Annotated in this window: 22 protein-coding genes; 16 read left to right on the plus strand and 6 right to left on the minus strand. The window is 38.0% G+C overall.

Features of this window, described 5'->3' with window-relative positions:
* Nucleotides 1-84: 84 nt before the first annotated feature.
* Entirely contained in the window at nucleotides 85-630 is a 546-nt protein-coding gene (locus ABS766_RS03170) for a DUF1697 domain-containing protein (RefSeq protein WP_408083665.1), read from the minus strand.
* A 60-nt stretch (nucleotides 631-690) separates the two neighbouring features.
* On the opposite strand from ABS766_RS03170, the gene rlmD reads away from it, so the two are divergent.
* The 3 genes from rlmD to ABS766_RS03185 are packed head-to-tail and all read left to right on the plus strand — an operon-like array spanning nucleotide 691 to nucleotide 3,382.
* Nucleotides 691-2,103, plus strand: coding sequence for a 23S rRNA (uracil(1939)-C(5))-methyltransferase RlmD (gene rlmD / locus ABS766_RS03175; RefSeq protein WP_408083666.1), 1,413 nt, complete (start codon nucleotides 691-693; stop codon nucleotides 2,101-2,103).
* 6 nt (nucleotides 2,104-2,109) lie between these two features.
* Nucleotides 2,110-2,640: a DUF6452 family protein gene (locus ABS766_RS03180; RefSeq protein WP_408083667.1), complete on the plus strand. Its 531-nt coding sequence runs from the start codon at nucleotides 2,110-2,112 to the stop codon at nucleotides 2,638-2,640.
* Nucleotides 2,612-3,382: a DUF6048 family protein gene (locus ABS766_RS03185; protein ID WP_408083668.1), complete on the plus strand. Its 771-nt coding sequence runs from the start codon at nucleotides 2,612-2,614 to the stop codon at nucleotides 3,380-3,382. Before ABS766_RS03180 ends, ABS766_RS03185 begins: the two co-directional genes overlap by 29 nt.
* A gap of 469 nt (nucleotides 3,383-3,851) precedes the next feature.
* Here ABS766_RS03185 and ABS766_RS03190 read toward each other — a convergent pair whose 3' ends face one another.
* Nucleotides 3,852-4,799: a PhoH family protein gene (locus ABS766_RS03190; protein WP_408083669.1), complete on the minus strand. Its 948-nt coding sequence runs from the start codon at nucleotides 4,797-4,799 to the stop codon at nucleotides 3,852-3,854.
* Between the two features lie 103 nt (nucleotides 4,800-4,902).
* Between ABS766_RS03190 and ABS766_RS03195 the strand changes: the two genes are divergently transcribed.
* From ABS766_RS03195 to ABS766_RS03245, 11 genes are all read left to right on the plus strand, one after another.
* Nucleotides 4,903-5,730, plus strand: a complete 828-nt coding sequence (locus ABS766_RS03195) for an SAM hydrolase/SAM-dependent halogenase family protein (protein WP_408083670.1) — start codon at nucleotides 4,903-4,905, stop codon at nucleotides 5,728-5,730.
* Nucleotides 5,731-5,740: 10 nt separating this feature from the next.
* Nucleotides 5,741-6,037 (plus strand): putative quinol monooxygenase, encoded by a 297-nt coding sequence (locus ABS766_RS03200; RefSeq protein WP_408083671.1) that lies wholly within the window; start codon nucleotides 5,741-5,743, stop codon nucleotides 6,035-6,037.
* 28 nt (nucleotides 6,038-6,065) lie between these two features.
* The gene (locus ABS766_RS03205; RefSeq protein ID WP_408083672.1) at nucleotides 6,066-6,896 is read left to right on the plus strand and encodes a class I SAM-dependent methyltransferase; all 831 of its coding nucleotides are present in this window, start codon (nucleotides 6,066-6,068) and stop codon (nucleotides 6,894-6,896) included.
* Entirely contained in the window at nucleotides 6,893-7,618 is a 726-nt protein-coding gene (gene gldF, locus ABS766_RS03210; RefSeq protein WP_408083673.1) for a gliding motility-associated ABC transporter permease subunit GldF, read from the plus strand. The genes ABS766_RS03205 and gldF overlap by 4 nt, the downstream gene beginning before the upstream one ends.
* Nucleotides 7,618-9,414, plus strand: a complete 1,797-nt coding sequence (gene gldG, locus ABS766_RS03215) for a gliding motility-associated ABC transporter substrate-binding protein GldG (protein ID WP_408083674.1) — start codon at nucleotides 7,618-7,620, stop codon at nucleotides 9,412-9,414. The genes gldF and gldG overlap by 1 nt, the downstream gene beginning before the upstream one ends.
* A gap of 77 nt (nucleotides 9,415-9,491) precedes the next feature.
* Nucleotides 9,492-10,610: a DNA polymerase III subunit beta gene (gene dnaN, locus ABS766_RS03220; RefSeq protein WP_408083891.1), complete on the plus strand. Its 1,119-nt coding sequence runs from the start codon at nucleotides 9,492-9,494 to the stop codon at nucleotides 10,608-10,610.
* 170 nt (nucleotides 10,611-10,780) lie between these two features.
* On the plus strand, nucleotides 10,781-12,880 hold the full coding sequence (gene recG, locus ABS766_RS03225; protein WP_408083675.1) for an ATP-dependent DNA helicase RecG: 2,100 nt from the start codon (nucleotides 10,781-10,783) through the stop codon (nucleotides 12,878-12,880).
* 102 nt (nucleotides 12,881-12,982) lie between these two features.
* Nucleotides 12,983-13,906, plus strand: coding sequence for a mechanosensitive ion channel family protein (locus ABS766_RS03230; RefSeq protein ID WP_408083676.1), 924 nt, complete (start codon nucleotides 12,983-12,985; stop codon nucleotides 13,904-13,906).
* Nucleotides 13,907-14,056: 150 nt separating this feature from the next.
* Entirely contained in the window at nucleotides 14,057-14,842 is a 786-nt protein-coding gene (locus ABS766_RS03235) for a glucose 1-dehydrogenase (protein ID WP_408083677.1), read from the plus strand.
* A gap of 90 nt (nucleotides 14,843-14,932) precedes the next feature.
* Nucleotides 14,933-15,709: an exodeoxyribonuclease III gene (xth, locus tag ABS766_RS03240; RefSeq protein ID WP_408083678.1), complete on the plus strand. Its 777-nt coding sequence runs from the start codon at nucleotides 14,933-14,935 to the stop codon at nucleotides 15,707-15,709.
* Between the two features lie 48 nt (nucleotides 15,710-15,757).
* Nucleotides 15,758-16,624, plus strand: a complete 867-nt coding sequence (locus tag ABS766_RS03245) for a bestrophin family protein (protein WP_408083679.1) — start codon at nucleotides 15,758-15,760, stop codon at nucleotides 16,622-16,624.
* 7 nt (nucleotides 16,625-16,631) lie between these two features.
* On the opposite strand, the gene ABS766_RS03250 is transcribed toward ABS766_RS03245, so the two are convergent.
* On the minus strand, nucleotides 16,632-16,982 hold the full coding sequence (locus ABS766_RS03250) for a hypothetical protein (RefSeq protein ID WP_408083680.1): 351 nt from the start codon (nucleotides 16,980-16,982) through the stop codon (nucleotides 16,632-16,634).
* Nucleotides 16,983-17,142: 160 nt separating this feature from the next.
* On the opposite strand from ABS766_RS03250, the gene ABS766_RS03255 reads away from it, so the two are divergent.
* Nucleotides 17,143-17,310: a hypothetical protein gene (locus ABS766_RS03255; protein WP_408083681.1), complete on the plus strand. Its 168-nt coding sequence runs from the start codon at nucleotides 17,143-17,145 to the stop codon at nucleotides 17,308-17,310.
* On the opposite strand, the gene ABS766_RS03260 is transcribed toward ABS766_RS03255, so the two are convergent.
* Entirely contained in the window at nucleotides 17,307-17,993 is a 687-nt protein-coding gene (locus ABS766_RS03260; RefSeq protein WP_408083682.1) for a serine hydrolase domain-containing protein, read from the minus strand. The genes ABS766_RS03255 and ABS766_RS03260 overlap by 4 nt on opposite strands.
* Complete coding sequence (locus ABS766_RS03265) at nucleotides 17,990-18,415, minus strand: hypothetical protein (RefSeq protein WP_408083683.1); 426 nt, start codon at nucleotides 18,413-18,415, stop codon at nucleotides 17,990-17,992. Before ABS766_RS03265 ends, ABS766_RS03260 begins: the two co-directional genes overlap by 4 nt.
* A 184-nt stretch (nucleotides 18,416-18,599) precedes the next feature.
* Here ABS766_RS03265 and ABS766_RS03270 point away from each other — a divergent pair, with 184 nt between their 5' ends.
* Nucleotides 18,600-19,262: a hypothetical protein gene (locus tag ABS766_RS03270; protein WP_408083684.1), complete on the plus strand. Its 663-nt coding sequence runs from the start codon at nucleotides 18,600-18,602 to the stop codon at nucleotides 19,260-19,262.
* 89 nt (nucleotides 19,263-19,351) lie between these two features.
* Here ABS766_RS03270 and rho read toward each other — a convergent pair whose 3' ends face one another.
* The gene (gene rho / locus ABS766_RS03275; RefSeq protein WP_408083685.1) at nucleotides 19,352-21,181 is read right to left on the minus strand and encodes a transcription termination factor Rho; all 1,830 of its coding nucleotides are present in this window, start codon (nucleotides 21,179-21,181) and stop codon (nucleotides 19,352-19,354) included.
* Nucleotides 21,182-21,278: the final 97 nt, after the last annotated feature.

A 21,278-nucleotide genomic window follows, 5' to 3' on the forward strand; every position in this document is an offset into this window, starting at 1 on the left:
AGTTTTTGTTTGTAGTTTTATAAAGTTACTTAAAGCAAAAACAAACAAAGACGTACTTATTTTATTTAACAGAAGTTTATTATATCAGGAAAGCATTTCAAGAAGTTTTAGCGTAGTATTCCAGTTGCGTGTAGTAGCTTTTAATTTTAACTTACCCTCTATAAAAGAGTTTGTGAGTTTAGAATCGGCAGCGCTTTGCGAAAGTTTTAAATAAAGTATATTGCCAATGGCTTTGTACACATCATCGCTCCTGTTAAATTTATTCATTTGGTCTATACCCTGCGGAGATACATCCCCCGCAAGAAAGCACACAAAAAACTTTTTAATACCTGAAGGTTCCGGTTCTCTCGTTGTATAAGGGTTGCTATCTATTACCTTTTCTAAATCGGCTTTATCAAGTATAAATATAAAAACGTCATGGCCGTACTCTTTATATAATAATACTTCCAGGTTTTTGGCAATTTTAGCCTTATTGGTTTCATCTGTCTCAAAAACTACATTACCGCTTTGTATGTAAGTAGCAACATTTTTAAACCCATTGTTTTCCATAAGTTTACGCAAATGCTCCATTTTAATAATATTATGCCCGCTTACATTTACAGCACGAAAAAGGGCAAGGTATTTTGGCATAATAATGAGTTTTGAAGTTATAAGAATAAAAGATTTAAATATAACACTTATTTTTGCGGCATGGGAAGAAGAAAAACAGAAAAGATAGTTTTTAATAATATAGCGGTGCTGGACGCTGGCGCTAAAGGCGTTTCTGTAGCAAAAGCACCCGATGGCAAGGTAATATTTATACCCAATGTAGTACCGGGCGATGTGGTAGATGTACAAACCATGAAAAAGCGCAAGGCGTATTATGAAGGTAAAGCTACACACATTCATGAATATTCTGCCGACAGGGTTATACCCCCGTGCAAACATTTTGGATCTTGCGGCGGCTGCAAATGGCAGAACATGAATTATGAAAAGCAGCTTTACTACAAAAACCGCGAGGTATACAATCACCTTAAACGCATAGGCAAGGTAGACTTACCGGAATTTGAACCCATAAAAGGCAGCGATAAACAGTTTTTTTACCGCAATAAAATGGAGTTTTCTTTCTCTAACGCACGTTGGATGACTGAGGATGAAATTAACAGTAGTGAAGAAATTGACAACCACAACGCACTGGGTTTCCATATACCGCGCATGTGGGACAAAATACTGGATATTACACATTGCCACCTTCAGGAAGACCCAAGCAATGCCATACGTAATGAAGTTCGCGATTTTGCCAATGCCAACAATATGGCATTCTTTAACCCACGGGAACATAGCGGGCTTTTGCGTACCCTGATGCTACGCACAGCATCAACAGGGGAAATTATGGTGCTTATCCAGTTTTTTGATGATAATAAACAACAGCGTGAACTGTTGCTTGATCATTTACAACATAAATTCCCTGTAATTACATCACTGCAATATGTGATCAACCAAAAGGCCAACGATACTATTTATGACCAGGAGGTAGTGCTTTACAAAGGGCGTGATTATATTTTGGAAGAAATGGAAGGGCTTACTTTTAAAATTAATGCCAAATCCTTCTACCAGACAAACAGTGCACAGGCGTATGAACTTTATAGCATTACGCGCGACTTTGCAGGACTTACCGGTAATGAATTAGTATATGATCTATATACCGGTACAGGTACTATTGCCCAGTTTGTATCGCGCAAGGCAAAAAAAGTTGTGGGTGTAGAGGCTGTACCAGAAGCTATTGCCGATGCTAAAGCCAATGCCAGCCACAATAATATAGACAACTGCGAGTTTTTTGTGGGAGACATGAAAGAAGTTTTTAACGATGATTTTATAAACACACACGGCAGGCCGGATGTTATTATAACCGACCCGCCTCGTGATGGTATGCATAAAGATGTTATAGCACAAATACTACAAATTGCACCCCAAAAAGTAGTATACGTTAGCTGTAACTCTGCCACGCAGGCGCGCGACCTGGCCCTGATGGACGAATTTTATAAGGTTACCCGCGTAAGGCCTGTAGATATGTTTCCGCAAACACACCATGTGGAAAATGTTGTACTTTTGGAGAAACGATAAGTTGCTATGAAAAAATTGACTGCTACAGTACTTTTACTTGTTTTGGCAAGCTGCTATTTATTGAGTTGCGAAAAAGATGATATTTGCCCGGAAGGAACCGTAACTACCCCAAGTATGGTTATTGAAATTTTTAACGCCGAAAACCGTAGTGTCGCAAGGGCTGTTGACAGCCTGCGTCTTTTTATTGAAGGCCGTGAAGACACTATAAGGTTGGGCAGTACCAGTAAATTCAGGCTACCGCTGCTCGTTGATGCCGAAAATGTGAAATGGGGATTAAAACAAGGTACACGTGTAACCGGAAACCATTACATCTACAATATTGATTATCTTGAGTTTACTTACACAAAAGAAGAAGAATACATAAACAGGGCATGCGGATTTAAAGACAGCTTCAGGCTGGTGCCGGGAACTAATTTAGTACCGAACCCCACACTTACAAACGGCCCCGGTGCCGAAGGCCTTTGGATTGATGATATTGATGTAGAAACCAGTAACATAATAAACGAAAATGAAACACACATTAAAATTTATTATTAATTTTTTATTACTGGTTTCAGCAACTGCTTTTTCGCAGACTGTTACTAATGTAGACAGCCTGCCTAAAACCACAGTGGTTAAAGACACTGCCGTACCCGTATACCCACAGCGTTATGGCCTGCGTGTAGGTGTAGACCTGTACAGGCTGGCACGTTCTTTTTATGAAGATGGCTACAAAGGTATTGAACTGGTTGGCGATTACAGGCTGAAGAAAAAGCTATATGCTGCTGCAGAACTTGGTACTCTTGACTATACCATTGATGAACCGCAGTTAAATTATACCACTAAAGGAAGTTATCTTAAAATTGGTGTTGATTATAATACCTATGAAAACTGGCTGGATATGGAAAATATGATTTATGTGGGAGGCAGGTATGGCTTTTCGAGCTTTAGCCAGACACTTAATACATATACAGTATACCAAAACTCTAATATTGATGGTACTGGTAACTACCTAACCGATGTTACTATTAATGCTGATAGGGAATATAAGGCTCTTTCTGCACACTGGGTAGAGTTTGTGGCCGGCCTTAAAGCAGAACTTTTTAATAATGTTTTTTTAGGGTTTAGCTTAAGGCTGAATTACCTGATTACAGATAAAAAACCTACCGATTTTGATAACCTGTATATACCGGGTTTTAACCGTACTTATGACGGAAAATTTGGCGTGGGTTTAAACTATACCATTTCCTATTTTATTCCGCTTTATAAAAAGCAGCCTGTAAAACCTGAAACTAATTAATTGTTATTTCTTGCGTATTTTATTATTATTGCCCAGGCTGCATTTATAAAAAACAATAATATAATTATTGCTATAAGCACTATTGAATAGTAACAAACGTACGACGCCCATATATTGTAACCAATTGAATAATAAAAACTTATAATTAGTAAATAAAATGTTAGTGGTACTACTATAAGTTGTAATATTGATACAAGCCTGTTTAGTTTCATCTTAAAAAAATAAAAGCAGAAATATAACAGTACTATTGCCCCAACGCTATATAACAGAAAAATAAGGTTAAGTGTACAGGCATCAAAAGCCCAGCCTACGGTGCGGTTTGAACCCCAGGTTCCCGAAACACCACTAGCCCATAAATAATAATACACAATCATAGAAAGCCATGTTATTAAAGCAGGCAATACTATAAGGGCAATTATTGATAAGGCAACATGAGCCGGATTTTTAAAATTAACACGCAGCCAAGCCATTAGTCAATATTCTCAATACTTTTATAAGCATCAATAATCTCTTTAACCAGCCTGTGGCGCACAATATCTTTATCATCAAGATATAATATACCTACTCCTTTAACATTTTTAAGTATTAGCAAAGCCTCTTTTAATCCGGAATTAGTTCGGCGTGGTAAATCTACCTGTCCGGGGTCACCAGTAATCATAAACTTAGCATTACGCCCCATACGGGTTAAAAACATTTTCATTTGAGAATGTGTGGTATTTTGCGCTTCATCTAATATTACAAAAGCATGATCTAGCGTACGCCCACGCATAAATGCAAGGGGAGCTATCTGTATGATGCCCTTTAAAATATAATCTTCTAATTTTTCAGGCGGAATCATATCCCGCAATGCATCATAAAGCGGCTGCATGTAAGGGTCCAGCTTTTCTTTCATGTCACCTGGTAAAAACCCAAGGTTCTCCCCTGCTTCTACAGCCGGGCGTGTAAGTATAATACGTTTTACCTGCTTTTCTTTTAACGCCTTTACTGCCAAAGCAACCCCGGTATACGTTTTACCTGTACCGGCAGGGCCTACAGCAAAAACCATGTCATTCTCCAGCATGGTATCTACCAGTTTTTGCTGGTTTGGGGTCATGGCCTTTATAAGCTTACCCCCTACCCCATGCACCAGTATTTTATCATTAGGGTTCATTTGCTCAACGTTGGTATCGCTGTTTATAACACGCTCAATAACATTATCATCAATATTATTATAGCGTGAAAAATGAAGCATGAGCCGCTTAAAGCGGGTTTCAAACTCATCGAGCAATGTTTTTTCGCCAAATGCTTTTAATGTGGTACCCCGGGCTACAATTTTAAGCTTAGGATAGTATTTTTTTATTGTTTCAAGGTGTTTATCCTGTGCTCCCCAAAAATCTTTGGGCGCAATATTGGTTAGTTCAATAATCCGTTCGTTCAAAAGCAGTAGTTTTTAATTTAAATTTATAGCAGTATAATTATTAGCTTTGCATTCAAATTTAGTGAATTTTTAATCTGCTTTTTAAAAGTTTTACACAATTTTTATGTCAATAATTACCCTTACTACAGACTTTGGCCTTAAAGACCATTTTGTGGGTGCCCTCAAGGGTAAAATCTTATCGGCATATAACCAGGCAGCCATTATAGATATATCGCACCATATAGACCTTTTTAACATACCGCAGGCCAGCTACATAATTGGTGCGGCTTATGAAAGTTTCCCAGAAGGCACTGTTCACCTTATTGGTGTTGATGCAGAATATTCCAAACAAAACAGGCATATTGCTATGCAGCTAAACGGGCACTTTTTTATTTGTGCCGATAACGGCATATTAAGCCTGCTGAGCCAGAAAATTGTGCCTCAAAAAATAGTAGAAATAAACATACACGACCGCCTGCCCGAAAATGCCAGCGATATGGATGTATTTGTAACCGTTGCCTGCCACCTGGCAAAAGGCGGCAGCCTGAATGTAATAGGGCGCGAAACCAATGAGATAAAACCCATACAGGAGCTACAACCCACAGTGGCAGATGATAAAAATTCTATAAGAGGGTGCGTAGTATATATAGATCATTTTGGTAACTGCGTTACCAACATTACCCAAAAGCAGGTGCGAGAAGCAGCGCGTGGCAGGGATTTTGAAATAAATTTTAGTACCAAAATAATTAAAGGGGTAAAAAAAGGCTATTCTGATTTTACGGTTAATGAGCGTTTTTCACTTAAAAATTATGAAGGGGAAAAGCTGGCTATATTTAACGAAGCAGGCTATCTCGAAATTGCCATTTACCGCAGTAACCCCTCTACTGTAGGTACGGCAAGCAGCCTTTTCGGGCTAAAATACAGGGATGTGGTATCGGTAGTATTTAAATAATAAAAACTGTATGTTTGTACGCATAGTAAAAATGGCCTTTACAGAAGAAAAAGTTGATGAATTTCTTGAAAATTTTGAAAAGGCACGCCATGAAATACGAAATGTAAAAGGAAACCGTTTGTTAGAATTATACCGGGACAGGCAACACAACAACGTGTTTTTTACCTATAGTTACTGGGAAAGTGAAGATGATCTGGAAAATTACAGAAAATCGGAACTGTTTAAAGAGGTATGGGGTAAAACCAAGCCTCTGTTTTCTCAAAAAGCGGAAGCCTGGAGTGTAGACAAACTGATAACTATGCCATAAATAAGTTGAGGTATAAAAACTAATTTTAATGAATACTTTAATAAGAAAACTATATTATTCACTTCCTGTAAATTTAAGATATGCTGCAAGAAGGATACTCTATTTACCCCAAGACCTTTTGAGGGATAAAAAAACACTTGTACCACCAAAAGGTAAAATTTTTACCGGACGGGGAAATTTTTCTGAAACAGGTAAGTTTTTTTTAGAACGGTTTAAAAAGTACGGCAATATTACCCCAAAAAGCCATGTGTTAGATATAGGCTCTGGCATTGGAAGAATGGCAGTGCCCTTTACAGGATTCCTTGATAAGGACGGTGTGTATGAAGGGTTTGATATTGTAAAAATGGGAGTAGACTGGTGTACAGATAATATTACGAAGCAGTATCCAAATTTCAGGTTTAAGCATATTCCGCTAAAAAATGACCTTTATAATCTGAGTACCGATTTACAGGCCTCTAAAATGGTTTTCCCGTATGAAGATGATTCTTTTGATTTTGTGTTCCTTACATCAGTTTTTACCCATATGCTGCCCGAAGATGTAGAAAATTACATTAAAGAAATAAAACGTGTTTTAAAACCCGGTAAAATTTGCTTTGCACAATTTTTTATTTTAGATAATGGCAGCAGGGAATCTATGTTAAAAAAAGGCAGCAAAACGTTTAACTATGATTATGGTAATTATGCTTTGATGGATAAAAATGTGAAAGAAGCCAATGTAGCATATGATAAAGATTACATAATTAACTTTATTAAAGATGCTGATTTAAAAATCGAACACTTTATGAGGGGATTTTGGTCTGGCCTTGAACCACACCCGATAAATGAACACCAGGATATTATTATTTTCATGAAGAAATGAAAGCATTATTACTAAGAGAAATAAAATCATTTTTCGGGTCGCCTGTTGGTTACTTGGTCATTGCTGTATTTTTATTGCTCAACAGCCTTTTTCTATGGGTTTTTGATGGCGATTTTAATATACTGAACAGCGGTTTTGCAGACCTCACCCCTTTCTTCACAATTTCCCCCTGGATATTACTGTTCCTTATACCGGCAGTAACTATGCGCAGCTTTTCAGATGAAAAAAAACAGGGTACTATAGAGCTTTTATTTACCAAGCCGCTAACAACCTGGGAAATTGTAAACGGAAAATTTTTTGGAGCTTTCATATTAATTGTACTGGCACTGTTACCCACTGTTATTTATATAATTGTGCTCAACAACCTGGGCAACCCGCCCGGCAATGTAGATATGGGCAGTACATTAGGCTCTTATTTTGGGTTATTGTTTCTTATAGCAAGCTATACTGCCATAGGCATATTTACATCAGCACTTACAGATAACCAGATTGTAGCATTTATAGTGTCATTATTTTTATGTTTTTTATTTTATTTTGGCTTTGAGGGCCTTTCCGGCTTTGCAGGTAGCTTTAGTAATGTTGTAGCCTACCTGGGCATGGATTACCACTTTAAAAGTATGAGCCGTGGGGTGCTGGATACGCGTGATATTATTTATTTCACCAGCATTGCTTTCCTGTTTTTATCGTTCACTGTTTATAAACTTAAAACACTGAAATGGTAATGGAAAAAGCTAAAAAAAACAACTCCCGCCCGCTTGTTATTATCATACTGGCTGTTTTGGCAATTAATTTTATAGGCGCTTACTTTTTTAAACGATTAGACCTCACACAGGATAAGCGGTATACCCTTTCACAAACTTCATTAAACCTGGTACAATCAGTTCAGGAGCCTTTATATATAGAAATTTTTCTTGACGGTGAATTTCCGGGGGAGTTTAAAAAATTGCAGGACGAAACCCGCCAGTTTCTTGAAGAATACACAGCATATAATCCACAGATACGCTTTAGTTTCTTTAACCCTATGGATGAATCTGAAGGAGCCGATGAAGAAAAAAGAAATTTGATTTATACTATATTTAAGCTCGACAGCCGTGTTGACCCGAGTGAAGAAGGCGAAATAAAAAACAGCATTGCCGGTATTACCGACCTTGATAAAGCTGTTTTTGACTCGTTTATAGGAGCCGGAATGAAACCTGCCAGTGTAAATATGGTAGATAAAGGCAAACAGTCTGAAACACTTATATTTCCATGGGCTATAGCTACCTATAAAGGGCGTAGTGTAAAAATTCCGCTGCTTAAAAATAGTTTAGGAGCCTCTACATCAGAAAAAGTAGAAAGCTCTGTACAACAACTTGAATATGTTTTTGCTGATGCCCTTAATAAACTTATTAACGAAAAGCAAAAGAAGATTGCCGTACTACAAGGCAACGGCGAAATAGCCGGGGGCTACATGGCTGATTTTTTAAGAAAGCTACAGGAAAATTATTTTACGGCACCTTTTACGCTTGACTCTGTAGCGGCAAATCCAATAGCTACATTAAAACAACTAAAGGAATATGACCTTGCCATAATAGCCAAGCCCACACAAAAATTTACTGAAGAAGAAAAAGAAGTACTGGATCAGTATATCATAAATGGTGGTAAAACCCTTTGGCTTATAGATGCCGTACAGGTTGAAATGGACAGCCTGTATAACCAAACCGGCAGCACCTATGCCCTGCCCCGCGACCTGAACCTTAACGACATGTTTTTTAAATATGGTTTCCGTGTAGAGCCTGATATTATTAAAGATGAACTGGCAACCCCTATAAAGCTGGCAACCGGTGCACAGGGCAGCCAAACACAATATCAGGAATATATGTGGAAGTACGCTCCTTTTATTTATCCAAATTCAGAGCATCCCATAGTTAAAAATATGGGGGGGATAAAATTTGAGTTTGCCAACCCTATAGATACCCTTAAAAACGACATTGCCAAAACGGTGCTGTTAACATCATCTCAGTACAGCCGAAAAGTTGGTACACCAACAGTTGTAAACCTCTCTATGGTGGCAGAACAGGTAAACCCTGCTGACTATCAGGGAGAAGGATATATGGCTGTTTCTGTTCTGTTAGAAGGTAAGTTTCATTCCATGTACGAAAACCGTGTGCTGCCTTTTAAAGATAAATCATACCAGACTATTGGTAAAGACAGTAAAATGATTGTAGTGTCTGATGGGGATGTTATTAAAAACCAATTTGATAAAAACAATCAGGCATTAGAGCTCGGGTATGATAAATGGACAGGCCATTTATATGAAAACAAAGAGTTTTTATTAAACAGCGTAAACTACCTGCTTGATGACAATGGGCTTATTTATATACGCAGCAAAGATGTGCATCTGCCTATGCTTGATACCCAGAAAGTATATGATAATTATACACAGTCAAAAGTTATTACGGTAGGGTTGCCTCTGCTAATCCTTCTTGTTTTTGGGCTTCTATTTACATTCCTTCGTAAGAGGGCATATTCAAAATAATTATTGTGTTGATAAAAAAGTTTCAATAATCCACCATATTAAAATATATTTGCTACTTACATTTAGTATAACCCATGATGAAATTTATAGTATCGAGTTCATATTTACTTAAACAATTACAAGTATTAGGCAGCGTTATAAACAGCAGTAATACATTGCCTATACTGGATAACTTTTTATTTGAGTTAAATGGCTCAGAATTAAAAGTATCGGCATCAGATTTAGAAACTACTATGTCTGCCACCCTGGAGATTGATTCAGACAGCAATGGCAGCATAGCGGTTCCTGCAAAATTGCTTTTGGAAACACTTAAAACATTCCCTGAGCAACCGCTTACCTTTACTGTTGAAGATAACAACACTATTGAGATAAGCTCAAATTCAGGTAAATATGCATTGGCGTATGCCTCTGGCGACGAGTTTCCAAAATCTGTAAGCCTTGAAGATCCTTCAAGTACTATTGTACCTGCCGAGGTTTTGGCAACTGCTGTAAGCAAAACTATTTTTGCCGCCGGTAATGATGATTTACGCCCGGTAATGTCTGGGGTATTCTTTCAGTTTTCTCCGCAGGGATTAACTTTTGTAGCTACCGATGCACATAAACTGGTTAAATATGCCAGAACTGATGTCACAGCTTCTCAGGTAGCTGATTTTATCATGCCTAAAAAGCCACTCAACATTTTAAAAAGTATTCTGGCTACTTCTAATTCAGAAGTTACAGTTGAATATAATGATGCCAATGCTACTTTTTCTTTTGATAATTATGTCCTTACCTGCCGCTTAATAGATGGCAAATACCCTAATTATGAAGCCGTTATACCAAAAGAAAACCCTAACAAACTACTTATAGACAGAACGCAGTTTTTAAGCTCTGTAAGGCGTGTAGCTATATTTTCTAATAAAACAACACACCAGATACGCCTTAAAATTGCCGGAACAGAATTAAATATATCTGCAGAAGATATTGACTATTCAAATAAGGCTGAAGAACGCCTTACCTGCGATTATCAGGGAGATGACATCCAGATAGGTTTTAATTCGAGGTTTTTAACCGAAATGCTGAATAACCTGCATAGTGATGAAATTCAGCTTGAAATGTCATTACCAAACCGTGCGGGCATACTTACCCCTGTTGACGGACTGGATGAAGGCGAAACAGTAACCATGCTGGTAATGCCGGTAATGCTCAACAATTAAGCAAAATATTTGTTATTATATAAATCGGGCTGCCTAAAGGTTTTAGGCAGCCCGATTTATTTCTGACATAATAATTAAAAACTATATCTTTTTATAATAACCTATCCACGCCTAACTTTAGCAATATATTTCCCTTTAATTAGTAACTTCGCTTTTGCAAAGTTTTCCGGATGAATAACCTCCTTGAAACTCCTATAGAATACCTTAAAGGCGTTGGCCCTACCCGCGGCAAATTGCTGCGCGATGAACTGGGTATTAAACAATATGCCGATTTATTAAACCTGTACCCTAACCGTTATATAGACCGTACGCGCTATTACCGTATTAATGAGCTGCAAAATAATAATGCAGAAGTACAGGTAGCAGGAAAAGTTGTTCACTTAAAAACAGTTGGCGATAAAAAGCCCCGATTGGTAGCCACATTTAGGGATGACACCGGAGAAATGGAATTAGTTTGGTTCCGTGGACAAAAATGGGTTCGGGAAGCTATAAAAATTAATGAGCCTTATGTAATTTTTGGTAAGGTGAGTGCTTTTAATGGTGTATTTAATATGCCGCACCCGGAAATGGAACTTCTCAGTGAGCACCAGGCCAGCCTGCGTAGCGCTATGCAGCCAGTATACCCAAGCACAGAAAAACTTTCACAAAGGGGAATTAGTAATAAGATGATTAATAAAATGATGCAACAGCTTTTTGTAGAAACAAAAGCGCTGTTTGCCGAAGTATTGCCGCAAAGCATTATAAACGACCTTAAGCTGCTGCCAAAAAATGCTGCACTCTTTAATATACATTTCCCAAAAAGCCAGGAACTGCTGGCAAAAGCACAATTCCGTTTAAAGTTTGAAGAGCTTTTTTTTATCCAGCTACAGCTCATTACAAAAAACCTTGTGCGTAAACATAAAATTAAAGGGCACCCATTTGGTAATATTGGCGAATATTTTAATAAATTTTATAATAACTACCTGCCTTTTAACCTTACCAATGCTCAAAAAAGGGTAATAAAAGAAATACGTAATGATATGGGGCAGCCCGCCCAGATGAACCGCCTGTTGCAGGGCGATGTAGGCTCAGGGAAAACTATAGTGGCATTTATGAGCATGCTTATTGCCCTTGATAATGGTTTCCAGGCATGCCTTATGGCACCCACCGAAATTTTAGCCAGCCAGCATTTTATCGGGTTAAATGAACTTGCAGCGCCAATGGGCCTTAACATTAAATTACTTACCGGGTCTACCAAAATATCTGAACGGAGAATTATACATGAAGAGCTGGAAAACGGCAGCCTGCATATTATTATAGGTACCCATGCCCTATTGGAGGATAAAGTAAAATTTAAAAATCTTGGCTTGGCCATTATAGATGAGCAGCACCGCTTTGGGGTTGAGCAGCGCAGCAAGCTGTGGCATAAAAATGATATTCCGCCGCACGTACTCGTAATGACGGCAACACCAATACCCCGCACACTGGCCATGAGCCTTTATGGTGACCTGGATATTTCGGTAATTGACGAGCTCCCCCCGGGACGTAAACCCATTCAGACAGTACACCGGTATGATGCCAATCGCTTAAAGGTTTGGAAATTTCTTAAAGATGAAATTGCCAAAGGCAGGCAGGTGTATATTGTATATCCACTGATTCAGGAAAGTGAAAAACTGGATTATAAAGATTTAATGGATGGGTACGAGAGCATTTCACGTGATTTTCCGTTACCTCAATATAGTGTGAGCATTGTGCACGGGCAAATGAAACCTGCCGATAAAGACAGCGAAATGTCTCGTTTTGCAGCGGGTAAAACAAATATTATGGTAGCTACAACGGTTATTGAGGTTGGTGTTAATGTGCCCAATGCCAGCGTTATGGTAATTGAAAGCGCCGAACGTTTTGGACTTTCGCAACTGCATCAGCTGCGCGGGCGTGTGGGCAGGGGGGCTGAACAAAGCTATTGTATATTAATGACCAGCCATAAGCTGAGCAATGATAGCAAAACCCGGCTGGAAACTATGTGCCGCACTAATGACGGTTTTGAAATTGCCGAAGTTGACCTGAAATTGCGCGGCCCCGGCGATATTATGGGCACACAGCAAAGTGGTGTACTAAATTTGCAAATAGCCGATATTGTAAAAGACCGCGAAATACTTTCGCTGGCAAGGCAATATGCCATAGCATTGCTAAAAACCGATCCGAACATGAAACTGCCTGAAAATGCATCCCTGCGTAACGCCTACATTGAGCTTACTAAAAAGAAGAATATCTGGAATTATATCTCGTAAGTAGGCTTTCTAACGGTTAAAACTATTTTAAAATACATGCATAAGCTGTTTTTTGTAAGTATTTTAGCAAAAACAACATAAAATTTTAAAAAAAATTGATGTATGGTATTAGAAATAGATGTAAACCACATAACCAACTTACTTACAGACAAGCTTACCACTTGGTTTAACGATTTTGTGCGCCTGCTGCCAAATATTGTTATAGCAGCTATTATACTGGTATTAGGCTTTTATCTGGCAAAGCTCATACGTAACCTTGCCCTGCGTTTTATTAATAAAATGTCGCAAAATGCTACATTAAATAACCTGTTTGGCTCTATTATATATATAACGGTAATAGGTATAGTGCTGTTTACGGCACTTAGCATATTACAATTAGATAAAGCAGTAACCACCGCCCTTGCCGGTGCGGGTATTTTAGGTTTAGCCCTTGCGTTTGCGTTTCAGGATATTGCCGCCAATTTTATGTCAGGTGTATTCATTTCGTTCAGGAAGCCACTTCATGTAGGGGATATCGTTTCAGTAAGCGGCTATATGGGTAAAGTAATAGAAGTAAACCTTCGCGATACTGTTATAAGTACTTTTGAAGGTAAAACAGTAATCATACCAAATAAAGATGTATTTCAAAACGCCATAGAAAATTATTCGTTACAGGGAAAGCGCAGGTTTGACCTTGAAGTCGGGGTATCTTATGGTGATGACCTGGAAAAAGTAAAACGCATAACCCTTGAGGCGGTTAGGGATATTGAAGGGCTGAGTGAAGCAGATGAAACTACTATGTTTTACACCGGTTTTGGCGACAGTTCTATTAACTTTAGCATACGCATATGGGTAAATACACCAGAACAAATGGCATTTAAAAAAGTAGGCAGTGAGGCCATTATGCGTATTAAAAAAGCCTACGATGATAATGACATTATGATACCTTTCCCAATACGTACCTTAGACTTTGGAATTAAAGGTGGAGAAAAGTTAAGTGAAATGAGTGTAAATGTTGCCCAATCACGAGCTAATAGTATTGAATAATATATAGTTCTATCTATTATTTTCAACACTAAATATAATTAAAAGGCTATTGCTTTAAAAAGAAGCAATGGTTAGCGTTAATTAACCCGTTATTAACAGTGCTACACATTCATCATTAGTAATTTTATGTAAGAATTAAATTATTTAATTATGAAAGCATTTGAAAATAAAACAGTTATTATTACCGGTGGTGCAATGGGCTTAGGCCTTGCAACCGCACAGGTTTTGGCAGATAAAGGGGCCAACCTTGTTATTGTTGATTATAATGAAGAAGCTCTTGATAAAGCAAAAAACGAACTTGAAAAATCAGGGGCTAAAGTGCTTACAATAGTTGCAGATGTAAGCAATGAAGAAGCTGTAAAAAACTATGTTGACAAAGCTGTGGAAGAGTTTGGGCATATAGACGGATTTTATAATAATGCCGGTATAGAAGGAAAACAGGCTTCTCTAACTGACTATGATGTAAAAATATTTAAAAAAGTAATTGATATTAACCTGCTTGGCGTTTATTATGGTATGCGCTATGTAATACCGGTTATGCAAAAACAGGGCGGTGGTAAAATAGTAAATGTGGCCTCTGTGGGCGGCATTCGTGGAGTAATAAACCAAACCCCTTATGTAGCCAGCAAGCATGCTGTATCGGGCATGACAAAAAATGCTGCCATAGAATATGGTAAAGACAATATTTTTACAAATGCTATTGCGCCCGGCGCCATACTTACACCAATGGTGGCCCAGGCCTTTAAAGAGGTAAACCCCGATAACCCGAAAGCAGCAGAAACAGAATATGCACAGCGCAACCCTACCCGTAGGCTTGGTCAGCCTGAAGAAGTAGGAAGACTGGTAGCATTTTTATTAAGCGATGATTGCCGCTATGTAAACGGCCAAACCATAGCTATAGATGGTGGTGAATCTAATCTATACGGTAATTCATAACATTAATTTACAGATAGAGTATAAGGGGTAACAATATTGAATTGTTACCCTTTTTTGGTACTTTTATTAAAGCAAAAACTTTATTTAAACATGAAAATAGCAACTTATAATGTAAATGGCGTTAACGGAAGGCTACCTGTTCTGCTAAAGTGGTTGGAGGAAGCTAAGCCAGATGTAGTTTGCCTGCAGGAACTAAAAGCGCCACAGGAAAAATTTCCGATAGAAGCTATTAATGCTGTAGGTTACCAGGCTTTCTGGCACGGTCAAAAACAATGGAATGGTGTTGCTATTCTTGCAACACAAGCAATTGAATTAAAAGAAGTGGGCCGCGGCCTGCCGGGTGACCCGGAGGATATTCAGAGCAGGTATATTGAGGCTATGGCAAACGATATACTTATTGGCTGCCTGTATTTACCCAACGGCAACCCCGCCCCGGGCTCTAAATTTGAGTATAAATTAAAATGGTTTAAACGCCTTAACGACCGTGCTGAAGAATTATTAAAATTCAATATTCCTGTAGTGTTGGCAGGAGATTATAATGTTATGCCGACTGAAAAAGACGTTTATAAACCGGAACGATGGATTAAAGATGCTCTTTTTCGTCCTGAAACACGTGAGGCATTTCATAAATTACTACATCAGGGATGGACCGATGCCATGAGAAAATTGTATCCTGATGAAACTATTTATACTTTTTGGGATTATTTTCGCAATGCCTATGGGCGTGATGCCGGCTTGCGTATTGACCATTTTCTACTAAGCCCTGAACTTGTACCCCACCTGAAAATAGCAGCTGTTGACCGCCATGTACGCGGTTGGGAAAAAACCAGCGACCATGCCCCTGTGTGGATTGAGTTAAAAATATAACTCCACTTTTAAAAATCTTTATGCATATTTGCACAAAATCAGTGCAAAATGCTTTATTACAATCCCAAACAATGGTTTGCTATTATTTTTCAGTTTCACAAGGCAGATACCTTTCGTAAACTGTTACCCACAATGATGGCCATTGGCATATTTTCTGCCGCTGTTGCCTGGATGGAATTGGAATACTGGCAGCTTTCAGATAATTTACACTTAAAAAATATTACCCTCATGCACGGCATGTTGGGGTTTGTAATATCATTACTTTTGGTTTTTCGTACTAATACAGCTTATGACCGTTGGTGGGAAGGAAGGAGAATGTGGGGGGCGCTGGTTAATAATACCCGCAACCTGGCCATAAAAATTGCGGTAATGGTACAGGATAAAGAAGATAAAATGCTGTTTAAAAAGCTTATACCGGCTTATGCCCATGTGCTTAACCAACATCTTAAAGATGAAGATATAAGCCATGAACTTTTTGATGGTGAATCACTTTTACCCGGTCATTACAAGCATAAACCCAATCAGGTAGCCAAAAATATTATGGCCCATGTAAATACACTTTATAAAAAAGGGAGTATTACCGGTGACCAACTTATAACACTTAATGCCGAAGTGCAGAGCCTTACTGATATTTGCGGTGCCTGTGAGCGTATAAAAAACACCCCTATACCCTACTCCTACAGCGCATTCATAAAAAAATTTATTTTTATTTATGTAATGTCGCTGCCATTTGGATATGTGTTTCAGCTAGGATATTATATTATTCCTGTAGTAATGTTTGTATTTTATGTACTGGCAAGTTTAGAGCTTATTGCTGAAGAAATTGAAGACCCATTTGGAAATGATGCCAATGACCTGCCCCTTGATAAAATATCAGAGAATATACAAAAAAATATAGAAGAACTTATTTACTAACCTCCTGTCAGTCTATTGAAACTAACTGAAAATTATCTGAAGTTTCAATAAGCACTTCATGTTCGGGGTTAGAAATCCACCTGGCTGCTTTTTTAAATATCGCTTTTTTGTCCAGGCATTCATTACTGTCAAGATGCAGGTTAAGGATAATATAGGTTTTAAATTTTCTGATTCGCTTTATATGCCCGCGAAATTCTTCAGAAACGCCGGTATCCTGCCTTTGGGATATTATCCTGGCTTTTCCTTTTTGTATCATATCAGCAACATTGTGCCAAAATTCGTGAGGCTTTTTATTACCCTCACAAAATCGGTCTTCTGGCTTCCCTGGAAGCTGTAAAAGAATAAAATAATGTTCCATCACATATCTATTTTTTAACAACTTACGATATTTTGGGGGGGAAGGTTTTAAACGAGTAAAAAGTTACTTAAAAAAAATCAATTACACAAACACTTTTACAAATTACTTAACAATGTTTTAAATGCTTTTAATGTAATTTACATAACTTAAATTTCATATTATGAAAAACGAAAAATCTAAAACAGGAACTACACAGGCAAATGACAATGTTAACAACAATGTACATTATGATGCTGAGGGCAATATTACCCGGGAAGATGAACGGGATGCAAAAGACAGCACTAACGACTGGAATGCAGAAGAAAGCCGCACAAGCCGCCATCGTTAATAAGCTTGCACTAACGATTCAAAAATAGTATCCCAATCGGTTTTACCATAAGCGCTGCCTAAACGTATCATAATCATATTCTTTTCCGGTGCTACATAAATCATCTGCCCAAGTATTCCTTCGGCCATAAAATTATTATCCTTTTGCAGCCACCACTGATATTTATAGTATGAAACCCCACCATTGGTAGTATCGGCTGTAGTACAAGCCTCTACCCATTCTTTAGGAACTATTTGTTTACCATTCCAATTGCCTTTATTAAGGTATAGCCTGCCTATTTTTGCAAAATCCCGGGCACGTGCATTAATGCAGCAAAATGTTTTTTCAAGCCCGTCTTCAAGGTCAAGGCTCCATGTGGCATCATATTCCATACCAAGGGGTTTCCATAATTTCTCTTCAAGATATTGGGTAAGCGTTTTATCTTTTAATGCCCTTGATAGTATAAGACCCAGCATCTGGCTATCGCCGCTGCTATAACTAAAACGGGTACCTGGCGCTGCCTCAAGCTTTCTTTTATATATAGCTTTACGCAAATTAGTGCCATAATAATATGTGGCTGCATCTCCAAAAGGGTTTATATAACTTTCATTAAATTTGACACCACTGGTCATTTGCAGTAAATGCTCAATAGTAAGGTTTTCCATACCTTCTTTATCTTTTAATTCGGGAATGTATTTAATCACAGGTTCGTCAACAGATTGTATATATCCATCTGCAATTGCGCAACCAAGCAATATTGAAGTATTGATTTGGCCATTGAAAATGAGGCTACAATAGATTCTTCATCATATCCGTTAAAGTAATTCTCATATAATAATGTATCATTCTTTATCACAAGAAAAGCCACAGTCTTGTTTTCAGCCAAATACGTTTCAAATGGCATCTCTTTATTACTTACGGTTATTGTTTTGGGGCTTTTTGGTTTTTCGGGTGTAATAAAAGTGAATTGTACAGAATCATTCTTCGCTGTACGATACGGAAATATTTTATAGTCGGTTATATTTGCAAAATTATAATAAGCAAACCTGCCCAGCTTGCATGAGGTAAGGCTTATAAAAACAATGCATAAAATAAAAATAAGTAAAAAACGATTATATGTTTTCATGATAGTTTAGAGGTAAATTTTATTGGTAATCAAATATATTCAAAATAGTTTATTAAGATATGGTATGCTGCTAACAATGAAAATAAATTTTATACGTTATTTACAAGGTGGTTTAAGCCTGCCTGAAAAGAATGGCAAAATTTTTGTTACTTTGCCATTAACAGATAGTGTAATTCTTTTTGAAATGAAAAAAGTTTTTATTTTACTTTTTATATTCATTGGCTTTAGTGCTGCCGCTCAGGGCGATGGCCCTAAAGGGGGAATAGCTATACCTAAAACTCCTGATACACAAATTGAGCCCTCTAATACAATGGTCAGTCCGGATAGCCCTTTTAAACTTGAACCCGAGAAAAAGCAGGATTATAATTACCCTGTTTTTAGGGTGGGTGAAAAAAAGAGCGAGTTTAGTATGTATGATGATAGCGATAAATTTGTTAACCGTACTGAAGAATATGCTGACCGCACCAAAGTTAGCCCTAAAGGTGAATCTAACGAGGCTTACAGGGGCAACCAATTTTTTGGAGAAGTACGTACTGATGCAAAATATGTACAGGTAATGGCACGCGACTTTGAGTATGTGGATGGCGACCGTATAAAAGTTTTGGTAAATGGCCGTATAGTTGTGCCTGAAATTATTTTGGACAGTTCATTTAAAGGGGTACAAATAACTCTTGATGAAGGCTTTAATAAAATTGATTTTGAAGCCCTTAACCAAGGTACTTCTGGCCCCAACACAGCAGAATTCCGGGTATTTGATGATAAAGAAAATGTAATAAGCAGCAATCAGTGGAACCTTGCTACCGGGTTTAAAGCAACTGTTATAGTTGTGAAAGAAGCAAAGCAATAATAATAGAGGATTTATTTAAAAAATATCTCTAAAACACAAAAGCCCTTAACTTAATTAAGGGCTTTTGTTATATAATTAGGTAATATTACTTAATCATTCATAGAAATAAGGAACTCTTCATTATTCCTTGTTTTCTTAAATCGGTCATTTATAAAATCCATAGCTTCTACAGGGTTCATATCTGCAAGGTACTTACGCATAATCCACATGCGTTGCACTGTACGCTCATCCAGAAGTAAATCATCTCTCCTTGTACTGGATGAAGTAAGATCAATAGCCGGGAAAATACGCCTGTTTGCAATTTTCCTGTCAAGCTGTAGCTCCATATTACCGGTACCTTTAAACTCCTCAAAGATAACTTCGTCCATTTTAGATCCTGTATCGGTAAGCGCAGTTGCAATTATGCTTAATGATCCTCCTCCTTCAATATTTCGTGCTGCACCAAAAAAGCGTTTTGGTTTTTGTAATGCATTGGCATCTACACCACCACTCAACACCTTACCAGATGCCGGCTGTACAGTATTATATGCACGTGCAAGGCGCGTAATAGAATCCAGGAGTATTACTACGTCATGTCCGCACTCTACAAGCCTTTTGGCTTTTTCCAAAACGATATTGGCAACTTTTACGTGCCTGTCGGCAGGCTCATCAAACGTAGAGGCTATTACTTCTGCCTTTACACTGCGTTGCATATCAGTTACCTCTTCCGGGCGTTCGTCTATAAGCAGCACAATAAGATATACCTCTGGATGATTTGCCGCTATTGAGTTTGCTATATCTTTAAGCAGCATCGTTTTACCAGTTTTAGGCTGTGCTACAATCATACCACGCTGCCCTTTACCAATAGGTGAAAACAAATCTATTATACGTGTTGATATAGTGCTTCGTTTATCAGCAAGGTTAAAACGTTCTTCCGGAAAAAGCGGAGTTAAATGTTCAAAAGAAACCCTGTCGCGCACAACCTGCGGGTCATGCCCGTTTATTTTTAACACACGCACTAACGGAAAATATTTTTCGCCTTCTTTAGGCGGGCGTACCACCCCTTTTACAGTGTCTCCTGTTTTAAGCCCAAAAAGACGTATTTGCGAATTAGAAAGATAAATATCATCCGGCGAAGCAAGGTAATTATAGTCAGAAGACCTTAAGAAACCGTAGCCATCCGGCATCATTTCCAATACACCCTCACTTTCTATAATACCGTCAAACTCATAGTCAGGCTCACGGTAATTAGGCTGTTGCTGCTGCGCTTGCTGATTATTATTCTGCTGACTGTGCTGGTTGTTATTATTTTGATGAGAGCTATTATTGTTGTTCTGCTGCTGGTGCCTTTTTTTATAGCTTGGGTGGTTTGGGTTATTGGCATTAGCCCTTTCAATTTGTGCCAAACGCTCTTCCTCACTCATTTGTGGCCTTGATTTTTTATCGTTAGGCCTGTTTTTTGTATCTGCAACAGGTTTCTGATTATCATTTTTAGGTGTAGCCTCTTCCGTAGCCGGTTTAGCCTCCTTTTTTTCAGTAACCGGATTTTCATTTTTAACCGTCTCAGGTGCCGTTTTGGGTTGCGCAGGTGCATCAGCCCTTTTTCTTGAGGGTTTTGGTTTAGGTTTTTGTTCCTTTGCTTCTGCAGCAACAGGAACGCTAACATTTTCCGTTTTAACCTGTGTAGGTGTTTTTTCAGCTTCTGGTGTGGTGGTAGCTGTTTTTGTTATCCTTGCCCTTTTTGTTGCAGCCGGCTTTTCTTCAGCCGGAGTTTCTTCAAAAAGTGGCTTAACAACTGCAGGGTTAGTTGCCTGATGGTCTAAAATCTGGTAAATTAAATCGTCTTTTTTTAAACCTCTGTATTTACTGATTTTAGCTTTTTTTGCAATTTCCTGAAGCTCAGTAAGCTTCATTTCTTTTAATTCAGAAATATCAAACATTTATTGCTTTTAGGTTAATTATAATGGGTTATAAGATGTGTGCAGGGGAAATAAGTTTTATTTTAAGTAAACAATACTACGAAGGCTGCAGTATTTT

It is taken from the genome of Flavobacterium rhizosphaerae (assembly GCF_046000445.1).
Lineage (GTDB): Bacteria > Bacteroidota > Bacteroidia > Flavobacteriales > Flavobacteriaceae > Flavobacterium > Flavobacterium rhizosphaerae.